The 12100-nt window shown below is 46.3% G+C and carries 10 protein-coding genes and 1 pseudogene; 7 read left to right on the forward strand and 4 right to left on the reverse strand.

Translation table 11 applies throughout. The features are described from left to right. Positions 1-10: 10 nt before the first annotated feature. Positions 11-499: a LysE family translocator gene (locus ACQ86O_RS20640; protein WP_431222651.1), complete on the reverse strand. Its 489-nt coding sequence runs from the start codon at positions 497-499 to the stop codon at positions 11-13. After that, positions 481-639 carry a hypothetical protein gene (locus ACQ86O_RS20645; protein WP_431222652.1) on the reverse strand — a complete coding sequence of 53 codons (159 nt, stop codon included), beginning with the start codon at positions 637-639 and terminating at the stop codon, positions 481-483. The genes ACQ86O_RS20640 and ACQ86O_RS20645 overlap by 19 nt, the downstream gene beginning before the upstream one ends. A 775-nt stretch (positions 640-1414) precedes the next feature. Here ACQ86O_RS20645 and ACQ86O_RS20650 point away from each other — a divergent pair. The 5 genes from ACQ86O_RS20650 (at position 1415) to ACQ86O_RS20670 (ending at position 5269) form a co-directional block, all read left to right on the forward strand. Next, complete coding sequence (locus tag ACQ86O_RS20650; protein WP_431222653.1) at positions 1415-1531, forward strand: YnfU family zinc-binding protein; 117 nt, start codon at positions 1415-1417, stop codon at positions 1529-1531. Between the two features lie 514 nt (positions 1532-2045). Beyond that, the gene (locus tag ACQ86O_RS20655; RefSeq protein WP_431222654.1) at positions 2046-2177 is read left to right on the forward strand and encodes a hypothetical protein; all 132 of its coding nucleotides are present in this window, start codon (positions 2046-2048) and stop codon (positions 2175-2177) included. Between the two features lie 356 nt (positions 2178-2533). Next, a complete protein-coding gene (locus ACQ86O_RS20660) occupies positions 2534-3496 on the forward strand; it encodes an ABC transporter substrate-binding protein (RefSeq protein ID WP_431222655.1) in 963 nt (320 codons plus the stop codon). A 79-nt stretch (positions 3497-3575) separates the two neighbouring features. Then, positions 3576-4478: an ABC transporter permease gene (locus ACQ86O_RS20665; RefSeq protein ID WP_431222656.1), complete on the forward strand. Its 903-nt coding sequence runs from the start codon at positions 3576-3578 to the stop codon at positions 4476-4478. Then, positions 4475-5269 carry an ABC transporter ATP-binding protein gene (locus ACQ86O_RS20670; protein ID WP_431222657.1) on the forward strand — a complete coding sequence of 265 codons (795 nt, stop codon included), beginning with the start codon at positions 4475-4477 and terminating at the stop codon, positions 5267-5269. The genes ACQ86O_RS20665 and ACQ86O_RS20670 overlap by 4 nt, the downstream gene beginning before the upstream one ends. 476 nt (positions 5270-5745) lie before the next feature. Here the strand turns inward: ACQ86O_RS20670 and ACQ86O_RS20675 are convergent, their stop codons facing one another. Both ACQ86O_RS20675 and ACQ86O_RS20680 read right to left on the reverse strand, forming a co-directional pair. Then, positions 5746-7956 (reverse strand): phage tailspike protein, encoded by a 2211-nt coding sequence (locus ACQ86O_RS20675; protein WP_431222658.1) that lies wholly within the window; start codon positions 7954-7956, stop codon positions 5746-5748. Between the two features lie 484 nt (positions 7957-8440). Then, positions 8441-10129, reverse strand: coding sequence for a hypothetical protein (locus tag ACQ86O_RS20680; protein ID WP_431222659.1), 1689 nt, complete (start codon positions 10127-10129; stop codon positions 8441-8443). A 548-nt stretch (positions 10130-10677) separates the two neighbouring features. Between ACQ86O_RS20680 and ACQ86O_RS20685 the strand changes: the two genes are divergently transcribed. Both ACQ86O_RS20685 and ACQ86O_RS20690 read left to right on the forward strand, forming a co-directional pair. Then, positions 10678-10890 carry an excisionase gene (locus ACQ86O_RS20685; protein ID WP_431222660.1) on the forward strand — a complete coding sequence of 71 codons (213 nt, stop codon included), beginning with the start codon at positions 10678-10680 and terminating at the stop codon, positions 10888-10890. A gap of 9 nt (positions 10891-10899) precedes the next feature. After that, a pseudogene (locus tag ACQ86O_RS20690) lies at positions 10900-12025 on the forward strand (phage integrase Arm DNA-binding domain-containing protein). Positions 12026-12100 lie beyond the last annotated feature (75 nt).

Raw genomic sequence — 12100 nt, forward strand, 5'->3', positions numbered from 1 at the left:
AGGATTACCACTAGGTAATGTCACTGCGGCGATAAAGCGCAACGCCCACAGCCAGCACGCCGAGCATACCAGCGCAACTGCGGTTAACCCAACGCATAACGTTGGCAGAAAACTTGCGCATCGCATGGCGACCCCCATAGGCATAAATGGTCATCATGACACAATCAATCATGGCACTGACCAATGCCAGCACCAGATACTGCATGGCAATTGGCTTTTCAGGCTGAATAAACTGTGGCAAAAAAGCCGAGAAAAACAGCAAACCTTTAGGATTGGACAGCCCGACCATCAGGGAGCGTAAAAATGCCGTTTTCCCGGTTGCCGCACCTGCGGTTGCGCTCACTGCCAAAGCCTTTACCGGAGCACGCCACAGCACCCAGGCCAGATAAACCAGATACAGAGCCCCTCCCCATTTCACCACAGCAAACAGTTGCTCAGAGGCTTGCAACAGCGCGCCCAGTCCACAGCCGACCGCACCAATCAGTAACAGGTCAGCCAATACGGCACCCAAAAAACCATAACTGGCAATGCGATACCATGAGTTGCGCCGTTATTTAGTGCCAGGAGCATCGAAGGGCCTGGCGTGACCATCACTGCACTGACGGCAATGACGTAAAGGAAAAGCGTAGTTAACTCCATCAACAACTCCGGGTGAATAGAACAATTTCCTTACCGATCCGGTAGAACGCGGTAAACATTAATGGCTGGGGAATATAGGGGATTTACATAATGTGATTCAAGTCACAATTTTTATGCCCTGCTCGATAGTGCAGTAAACCATCACCCGGAGCATCACTTTGAGATCATAAAAACAACCCGTTTGTTTTGAGTCAAAACAGCTCAATAATTCGACATATTTATGTTAGGGCGGGACAACATACAAAAAAATTCATTACTATGATGCAATATTGCATCAATATTTTGATGAACTCTCGTCTCAAAAAACATATAGTAACAGCGGATTAAGAATCACCGATTTCCCTGGTGTTGTTGTGTTTGCCCCTCACTCTTTGCAGGGGCTTTTTTCTTTCCCCCTCCTACCCTGCACCTTCAGTTTGCCTGGCTGTTATAAGTTGGCCCCCTAAGCGCATCCCTGCACCCGCAGCATTTGTATCTCCCTAAACAGCAAACTTGCTCATCCCTGGTCCCTAAGTGACTGGAGTGACAAATCGCCCAGCAAGCGATTTGAATGCCGCAATCGGCAGCCTATAGATAAAATGTAAATAATTGATTTATAAATTATTTAAATACTGCTTGCAGTGACCCCGTAAAGAATGAGGCCCACTGATGGGCCGGGTCATTAAGTGCGGGTAACAACGCTGCGGCTTGAAAGGCGACGGGTATAAATCTATCTGGAGCTATCGACGACTAATAAATGTACACTGATATCCCCAGCAACTACATGGTGAAACAAATGTCTATCTTTGACGCCTTTAAGATATTTAGTGACGCACCTGTTAACGTCACCTGCCCTAAATGTTCAAAAATTTCGCAGCAGAACCGCAGTAAAGTGAAAAAAACATCACACTGATCTGCCCTCACTGTGGGCACTATTTTCGCAAAAACGAAGATTAAATGATGGCCTGCGCGAATGCGCCTGCTTTGGGGGCCGCCAAGTTACTCCAGACCACCCACTTCCTGACCTGATTGATACCACTTGGGCTAGGGTAAAAAAACCGCTAGCAATCTATCAATGGGCATTGATAGCGGCAAATTCCACACAGGGCTTCGGAATTAATGTTTGAATGGGTATGGCAAACAATCCCATCATACTTTTGTGGATAACCTCAGTCACAACCGGCTCTTTCTCTTCGGAATTTACCTCTATTTTCTTAATGGATTACCCTTATGCCGCTAAATTGCCCCTTAAGAAAAAGCCAATACGGGTTATTTTGCGTGTAGGTTCCGATAGGGGGCAGTGATAACGCTGTTGGCTTATTTTTGTGTTGGTGCCGGGTACCCATCTCAGATAAATGCCCCGAGTTGCACAAATACGGCCAACCGCCTTTACTAACAGTGTGATTAACGTTAACCCAGAGGTTTTTATGAAAATCATGGTAGGTGCTGTTTTAGTCATCCTGCTTACCGGCTGCACCTCTGTCGGTGTTTCAGGTTCTACCGGGAGTTCAGGTAACACCAGAGCCACGATTGGCGTCGGGTCTGGCGTGCGTTTTTAGTGCCTGTGTTTGAACTGAGTTCCTGGGTAATTGACCCCTTCTCTTGTGGCCATAGATCGCTACCTTCTGCATGAGTGGTTATTTTGCTGTTCCCAAGTAAAAGAAAATTGTGATTTTTTGTGCAATTCTCCCACTGGTATGGTTGGCATTCTACATGCTCTATTTATTTTGCCGTTTTATGCTGAACCCCTAAAGCTCAGACACACAGTTTTAGATAGTAGAACCAGGGTCATTCACCATTTTTGCAATGCTGCTCTTGTTAACAGAACGTTATCTCGTGGATGGCTGCAAAACACTGTGCTAGGATGATTTACCCTTACCTCGGGCACTAACTATAACCTTAAAAGGATGTCCCTATGCTTTTGAATAATAAAAATATTTTTGTGACTCTTGCAGCGACTCTATTCGCTGTTAGCAGCTATGCAGCCACCCCGAAATCAGTATCTATTGTATCTATCGTTGACCACCCGGCACTGGATGCCACGCGCGATGGGGTGATTGATGAGCTAAAGGCTGCAGGCTATGACAAGGATAAGGTCAAGATCCAGTTCCAGAGCGCGCAAGGAAATATGGCCACCGCCGGGCAAATTGCCCGTAAATTTATCGGCGACAAGCCCGATGCCATAGTGGCGATTTCAACACCAGCAGCCCAGTCGGTGATAGCAGCCACTAAAACCATTCCTGTGGTGTTTACTACGGTAACCGACCCCGTAGCAGCGAAGCTGGTCAAAAATTGGCAGCCGAGCGGGACTAACGTTACCGGGGTTTCTGATAGCGTCGCCATCGGCCCGCAGGTTGACCTTATTTTGCAGGTTAAGCCCGATGCCAAGCGGGTAGGCATGGTATTCAGCCCAGGTGAAGTCAACTCGACGGTGGTAGTTAAAGAACTGAAGGATGAATTAACCAAACGCGGCATGACTCTGGTCGACGTTCCCGCTGCTCGTACCGTTGATGTGACCCCGGCGGCGAAAAGCCTGGTGGGTAAAGTTGACGTAATTTATACCAATACGGATAACAACGTGATCTCCACCTACGAGTCACTGGTGGGTGTCGCTAATCAAGCGAAAATCCCACTGATCGCTGGTGATAATAGCGTTGCCAAACGTGGTGCCGCCGCTGCACTGGGTATGAGCTATTACGACCTGGGCCGGCAAACCGGTAAGATCGTAGTTCGTCTGTTAGAGGGCGAAAAACCGGGAGCAATTGCACCTGAAGTAGGTAACAAACTCAGTCTGAGCGTGAACCCTGCTGCCGCTGAGAAGCAAGGCGTAACCCTGCCTGCGGAGCTGGTGCAATCGGCGCAGGAAGTGATTAAATAACATTTGTACCAAATGATTTTTACCCTGGGAATAAGTGGCCCGCCGGATCTGGCGGGTCAAGTTTTTATATGAGGTTTGCATGTCGCTAATTTCCCTTATGGGAGCCGTTGAGATCGGTCTGATCTTTGCGCTGGTTGCGTTAGGAGTACTGATTTCCTTTCGTTTGCTCAATTTTCCCGATCTGACGGCTGATGGCAGTTTCCCATTAGGGGGTGCCGTTGCTGCAGTCATTATTATCAGTGGTTACAATCCTTGGATCGCATGCGGGCTGGCAGCCCTGGCTGGAGCAGGAGCGGGTTGTTTGACCGCCTGGCTGCATGTTCGGCTCGGTATTCTGCAACTGCTGGCCAGTATCCTGGTGATGATTGCCCTTTACTCCATTAACCTGCGCATTATGGGGGCCCCTAACCTGGCCCTTATTGGGCTGCCCAGTGTTTTCACTCCTTTTATTAGCCAGGTCGAGGATAACGCCTGGCTGATCCAGCCGATATTACTGTTAGTTGTGGTGGTGTTGGTGAAATTGGCGCTGGATGCGTTTCTGACCTCCGAAGTGGGCCTTGCTCTGCGTGCGACCGGAGCAAATCCACGTATGGCGCGGGCACAGGGGATCGCGACAAATCGGTTAACGGTGATCGGCATGGCGGTTTCCAATGCGCTGATTGCTCTGGCAGGAGCACTGTATGTGCAGACTCAGGGCGGTGCCGATATTTCTATGGGGATCGGCACCATCGTCGTTGGGCTGGCAGCGGTAATCATTGGTGAGACCCTGTTACCTGCCCGCAGCCTGTATCTGATCACCCTAGCCACGCTGATAGGGGCATTGGTATACCGCCTGATGATCGCTCTGGCCTTGAATGCAGACTTTATTGGTCTGCAGGCGCAGGATCTGAATTTGATCACCGCAGTACTGGTTACGCTGGCACTGATCCTGCCAAAATTGAAGCAGAAACTGAAAAGCAAGCAAGGAAGACGACTATCATGATGCGTGCCGAACAGTTGTTTAAAACGTTTAATCCTGGGACGCCGCTAGAGAACCCGGTATTGCGCGGCCTATCACTGAGCATTGAAGCTGGTCAGTTTGTTACGGTGATTGGTAGCAATGGCGCGGGAAAGTCCACGTTACTTAATGCCATCAGTGGTGATGTCACACCCGATCGTGGTCAGTTGTTTATTGGTGATCAGGACGTCACCTCAATGCCAGCCTGGCGCCGTGCCGATATGGTTGCTCGGGTATTCCAGGATCCGCTTGCGGGGACCTGCGAGGGATTAAGCATTGAGGAGAATCTGGCGCTGGCTCTACAACGTGGCCAGGCTCGGGGATTTCAGCGTGCAGTCAAGAGCAAGCAAAGGCAATTGTTCCGCGACAAGCTGGCAACGCTGGAACTCGGGCTGGAGAATCGCTTAGGGGATCATATGGGTTTGCTCTCTGGCGGGCAGCGGCAGGCAGTCAGCCTACTGATGGCTTCGTTGAGGCCGTCTCGTTTACTGTTGCTCGATGAACATACTGCAGCGCTAGATCCCAAAACTGCCGCCTTTGTATTGGCACTGACAGACCGTATTGTTGCCGAACAGCAATTAACGGTTCTGATGGTCACACACTCGATGCGACAGGCATTGGATCACGGCCATCGGACAGTCATGCTGCACCAGGGGCGTGTCGTTCTGGATGTCAGAGGTGAACAACGGGCAAATATGCAGGTGACCGATCTGTTAGCAATGTTTGAAAAAACACGTGGTGAAAAGCTGGATGATGATGGATTGCTGCTTAGCTGAGCGCTACGGGTAAGATTTGCGTAAAACTTACCCTTTTTTCTGTGACCTCGGTTTGCCTGTTGCGACCTTTAATTAACTCGTTTTGCAAGAGATCTGTCTAGCCGGAAAACGACGGGGGCCATAAGCCCCCGTTATCATTCAATGCTAAAACAACATTGCATTTTTTTAACGATAGCGTCGTCAAACTCTGCGCATTTCAGTAGCTTCGAGCCAACCCATATGACGCAGTATCATATGCATAACCCAACATAACCATTTGATTAATATAACACGCACTAATTTTCATCGGTAAAAATCGGTATTCAACAGCCTTGATTGCGGTGATTACCGTTTAGTTTCGCAGAAGAAATTTCTTCGGCATAACCTTTACTTCACAGGATCAATCATCATTTTTATTTTACGAACATACGCAAAATCACTCAATACACCCGCGACCAAGGAAGATCACCAAGACGAGATTTCTCTCGACCCATTAGTTAAAAAGACTCCGTTGATTTGACAGCAAACCAAGCATTTTGGTCTGTAGCTCCATCGCCCTTAGCTCTGTAACCTGCATATAGACGCCGTGTTAACGGATCTCCTGATGACACAGGCAACCACCAGTTTGCTGGCAGGGATGGAGTCACAATCCCTACTGTAGGCGGAGTGTGGTCGTCCGCCACCCCATTATCAACAAAAGTACCAATTCCTAGCATTAAATTATCAGGGTAAATAGCTGTCGTGTATCGCGTAGTAGCAGCTGAGGCTACACTGAATGCAACCCCACCACTAATTATATGAACAATGTTCCCTTTTACCTCTGTGTAGCGTGAAGCTCCAGTTATGGATACACCACCAGATGACGCATCTGGATAAGTTTCATTATTGACAATTTGGTTAAAAACCCCTCGATGCGATACAATGTTACCTGCCAAACATCTATTTTTTTCAAAAATTGTGCGGTAACTGTTACCCGTTGCAAAATAGTTCCGAATAGAGCCACGATAAAGCACATTCGAAGATATCTCTCCTGATATTGTGGGAGCTTCGATATAAATGTGACCAGAGCGTACGTTTAGCGAAGTGATGCGAATTCCCTTTCTTGTCGTACCTTCATAAGTTGGCGAGTTAAATACAGACACTGCCCTACCCACCCTAGCATCCAAGATACCTTCACCTCCTCCTTTAATATGAAAATCATCGCAGTCTTTTACAGCAATGCACGCACGTACCTGTTCATTAACAGCATATCGAATAGTTATGCTGGTTGAATCAATGTCGAAAAACTGGCATTCTTGAGCAAAAATACCGCTCACTGTCGAGCCATCAATTTTCGGTCTAATAATACTCCCGCGTTGCACGCCAAAAGCGGCATAAATGCCAAATTTACCTCCATAAATACTATCGTCAGTTGATGTGCATTCAATACATTTCGCGCCAAAATACAATCCAGCAGAGTTACTATTACTATCGTACTCGATTAAAAACTTGTTTCGCTCAGAAGATATCTTATTGCAGCCTGCGTAAGTAACAAGCTGGGCGTCCCCCGCTGTGCCACCGAGAAATTCACACTCAGATATTGTGCAACTTGATGTCCCATATCCAAAAAATAGAGAGCCATTCCCAACACGGTTTATAAATGAGCAACGTTGAAAGTTAGCAGAATACCCCGTGTTGATTCTTATACCCTTTTTTGAGGAAAAATTAAATTTAACCCCAATAAAATCAATACTGTTTACCGATCGTTCTATCATGTAATCGGCAGTTGGCATAGCAGACACAATTTCACCGCCCGTTACCGTAGTTCGCTCGATAACCAATTTTATTACAGTCCCGCCATCAGGCATTGACCAGGGTATACCCCCACTCACAACAATTGATGTTCCGGTAGATGATTGCACGCGCCGAATTGCTGATTGCCAACCCAGTTCAAGAGGGTTTTGAGCGTTGGCGGTATACCACGCGTCAGTTGTATCGCCGACACGCTTTATCATCACCATATCACCACTAGCTATAGTGCTTGTCGCTATATTGATAGTTGTAGCCCCTTCCTCCGGGGTATCAAATATCGTGTAAGAATCACCAATTAAAAAATTCAGCGCATTCTTCGTTTTCCAGATAAGCTTTGACCCCGCAGAAAGTTCTATATTTGCCCCTGCTGGAACATTTACCGTAGAGTGAGTTACCTGCATTCCTTTGGGTATAAGCATTTTTGACGATTCAGCAAAAAGTTCCTGCAGTTTACTAGCTTCATCCGTTCCATCACCCACTACCCCCCACCCGCGTACATCACCAACAGCTTTCCAACTCTGGTAAATTGCAGAGGGAGTTAGTAAATAACCACCCGACCCGACCAACTCCTGCCTTGACGGGCTAGTGGCATATTCTAACCTGTTCGGGAAATAGAACTGCTGCACGTTGCTTGAGTCATACACCGCCATGCTGTGACCTTCTACAGTCACAAACTTGGCAACCTGACCGTTATAGACCGGATAACCACCAGTGTTGATGGTAATAGGCTGAGCCACCGGCACGGTGCTACCGTCATTATTCTGGAGGTACACCTGGATCTGGTTTGCGGGAATAGCCGGATCGGTATCAATTTTACCGATATAGATTTTACCGTTAGCCGCAGCTTCAAATGAATGAGCTAACGTAAAAAGCTGAGATGGCATTGAAACAATAACATTGGCATTAACATCAATCATTTGTGCTCTCCTTTTGTGGAAAGCATAATTTTATTATTTATAATGAAGTGCCACAAACACGCTTCGATGTCGCATACACAACACAACAACGCTTTTAACTCGTATTTCATGCCACCGACAAGATAATGAATTTTGTATTTTAAGTATCTGATAAACAAGATAGCTTGGGTAAGGTCAAATCGGAGTGCGATATTTTTAAATATACTGCCATGATCTCCTCCCTGAAAACAGTGCCAGTCTAAACTGAAGTATCCGGTCTTTCTTTCATCTCCTTTGTTCGCCTCGCTCAGCGAACGCCGGGCTCTAGATATAAAAAAACCTGGTATCAACCAGGTTTAAGGTATATTTTCTGGTTTCGGATACAGTTTCGGGCAAAATAACTTGGTGTTAAGCTGCTTCCGCGCCGCTTGTTCAGAAATTTGATGTAACGAAATAGATTAAAGATTTGGACTATTGCTCGATGCTCACTCACCTTCCATTCACACTACCAACCCATTTCCAACATCCAAACTGAAAGAATATCATCTTCAGGCAAATCTGTTCCTACAGTATGTATCCTAACCGTGAGTCTATTCCCATCCATCAAACTCTCCGGGCATGTCAGGAAAAGCGTTAAATCAGAGCTACCACTTTGTTCTACTTGTACGAAGGATAATGTTTTTGGTTTATCAGGATAAGCAATGTCAAATAATATAGGTACTGATATTGATGACTGACCTTTAGGCAAGACAGCTGCCACCTTAGTTTTCAGACTCAACCCAATCAAATTAGTATCCGCTTTTGTTTTAATCTCCATTCCAGCAGACAAATCAAAACCTGTCATATTTATAGTAACTGGACTGTTCCCTTCGACAGGTATTACCCTTACGGCTTGAGATTTTACTGCTCCTTGAACAATGGTATTAGAAAGGTCAAGCCAATAAGGTGATTTACTACCTCTATTTCTAATTGTTATTACTTGTTCTGCAAACGGAGCATCAATCATACAACCTGAAAGATTTAGCACTCCTGAATTAACTGTATCTACACCTAAAGCTAATGTATTACCACCAAAGTCAATCACCCCGCGATTAGATACCCTTGGATTCCCTGCTGAAGTGATACGAACATTAGAATAATCAAAATCCATCCCCTTGCATTCAGAACCCAAAAGCAAAGGCCAATCAGGAACGTTAGGTATTGAATCTAGAAAACCAGAGAATTTGTTGCGAAAACCACCAGCAATACTTCCTTGCGCATAACCACTGAAAGAGCACATTTCGGTATTCCCATGCCAATCAGCAGCCCCTACGCTACCTTTACCTGTAGTTAAAAACTCACCACTGAAATGGCAAAATCGATTAACTATACTTGCTGGTTCAGCATTTCCACCATGAGTCACAGCATGTCTTTCTGCCGAAAATCGCCCATCTATCCTTATATGCTGACAGTTAGATACAGCAAAAGCGTAATCCAACCCTAATGAGGTTGATGGTGCATCTGTTTGCTGTTTGAATTCGACGTTTTCTCCAGTTAACGAGAAGCATTTCTTCGCAAGAACACAGTATGCAGCGTTGCTTGCTGAAATAGATAGTCCAGTAATTACAGCTCGCCGTAGTTGCGAAAGAAGCAAGCCTATTGAATTGGCAGAGTAGCCAGCAGACGAGTTATCCTTAGGGTAATTAATTTCAATTTTACCACTCATCCTAATGTCATTGGTTGTTTCAATTTTATACACCTTACTACCATTAGGATAAGAATCAATTATCCCACCATCAAGTGAAATCATGTCACTAGAAACCTTACCTACAACTGCAAATTCACCCTGCCTATAATATTCTCTAAACGATGAGTATGAATAATCCTGTGGGTTCCATATGGCTAAAAGGTCACCATTATGGATGTTTACAAAACTTCCTTTTATCTTTGTGCTTCCCCTCTGAATTGCTTCATTAAGCGTACATACCTCAGTTAAAGAATTAACACCTATTTTAATGGCATTAATTTGCTTTGTAACATTTAGTGTAACTAACCCTTCAAAAAGTATCTCACTCCCTACAATGTTTAGCGTCTTATCAATGGTGTACTCCCCAGCCTCTAGTATTTTGTATCTAGCAGGGTAGGAGGCCCATTCATATAAGGACTCAAAATCGGAGGATTTAGAATAAAAACATTTCCCTAGTAAGCCTATCATACAATTCTCCTTTTATCTTTACGATTTAATATAATTATAAAATATTAATGTTGGTATGTAGAGCCGTGTGTGATTGTGTGATACTTGGCAGGACAGTTTCTTTTGATTTGTTGGCCTGACGTAATAAATATCCTCCGGCATAGCCGGAGGTTTTTCATATGCGCCTATCCGGGCAGCGATCGGGCAGGCGAAGGCCCCCGAACACGAACAGACCACGGCGATCCGCGCGCAAGTTGAGGAGCTGAAACAGAAACTGGGCATAACGGATTACACCGAACTGAAAAATAAAGTAGTCAAGCGCCACCGGCAGATCACCACGGCCGCTACCATAAATAACCAGCTTACCGCCTGTAGCACACAGGAAGCCTTTGCCGCCATCGAGGCGTTAGTTCGCCGTTCTGAGCGTGGCCTCAGTGCAGATGATCTGGAACGTTTCCAGATTGCACTGGATGACATGCGTCCGGAGTTTACAAACTGATTTTCGAACATTAATTCACAACTTAGGCCACTGCTACCATGTGGCCGGTTGTGCGTACGAGGCATAACCAATGGTACGACTACAACGCATTACCGACTGGGCAAAGGATGAGTTCGGGGATAATCACCCGAGCTACTCCACCCTATTGCTATACGCAAAAAACAAGATGATCTATCCACCACCTCAAAAAGCAGGCCGAGCTTGGTGGGTTGAAAAAGGGGCGAGACTCACCGGATTGATCTGCCAATCAGAGATGAAAAAAGCGACGATCCCCGCCTATTGAGGATTTTATCTGATGGCAAGACCACGTAAATACAACGCCGATGTTCCTGGTCTTTCCTGCTATACGGACGCCAGAACAAAAAAGTGTACTGGCGTTACAAGCACCCTCTTACTAAAAAATTTCATGGGTTAGGTGATAACGAAGAAGAGGCAGCAGCAATAGCAAAAGACGCCAACACCAGGTTATCCGAGCAGTTGCTGCGTAACACACTCGCCGTTCGTGACAAGTTGAGCCGCGCCGTTGGCGGGAGTATAAGTGTTTCGACGTGGCTCGATCGTTACCTGAAAATCCAAGAAGAGAGGAAAGAGGCAAACGAAATCACGAAAAATACCGTGAAACAGAAATTTGCCCCAGTTAAAGCAATGCGGGCAGCATTGGCAACAAAACCGATCCGGGAAGTTGATACACGAGATATTGCCGACATTCTGGACGATTACAAAAACCGGGGTTATTCCAGAATGGCCCAGGTAGTACGCACGACACTGATCGATGTATTCAAGGAGGCTCAGCACACTGGCGAAGTCCCGCCAGGCTACAACCCTGCGAAAGCCACAAAGAACCCGTATAACAGAATAGAACGGGAGCGAATGAACCTGGAAGAATTTAACGTAATGATGGCGGTGATCGCCCCACCTTTCGAGTACATGAAAAATGCGATGCTGCTGGCCCTTGTAACTGGCCAGCGAGAAGGTGACATCAGCAAGATGCAGTTTTCGGACGTCTGGGATGATCGCTTGCACGTTGAGCAAATAAAAACCGGCGCGAAGGTGGCAATCCCGCTATCTTTCCACTGCGTCGTAATTGGCATGACGCTGGGGCAGGTGGTAACCCAATGCCGCAATAATATCGTCAGCCCTCACTTGGTTCACTACACGCACAATACGGCGATGGCTCGCCGCGGTGGAATGGTCACGGCCAATACGATAAGTAGCAGCTTCAAAAAATACGGGATCTGTCTGGCTTGACTGGGGATAAGGGCACTCCACCCAGTTTTCACGAAATCCGCTCGCTGGCGGAACGTCTGTACAGGGAGCAAAAAGTGAATACCAAGGATTTGTTGGGGCATAAATCCCAACGTCAAACTGACCGTTACAATGATGATCGCGGAAAGGAATGGAAGGTGGTTGGAGGATGAAAACAGCTCACTATTCATACCGTTTTGCAGAAGAGTTTTGCAGGAGTTTTGCAGGAGAATTTTTGGAGGTTAAAA

Origin of the sequence: Serratia sp. L9, from assembly GCF_050632285.1 — a bacterium.
Classification (GTDB): Bacteria; Pseudomonadota; Gammaproteobacteria; order Enterobacterales; family Enterobacteriaceae; genus Chania.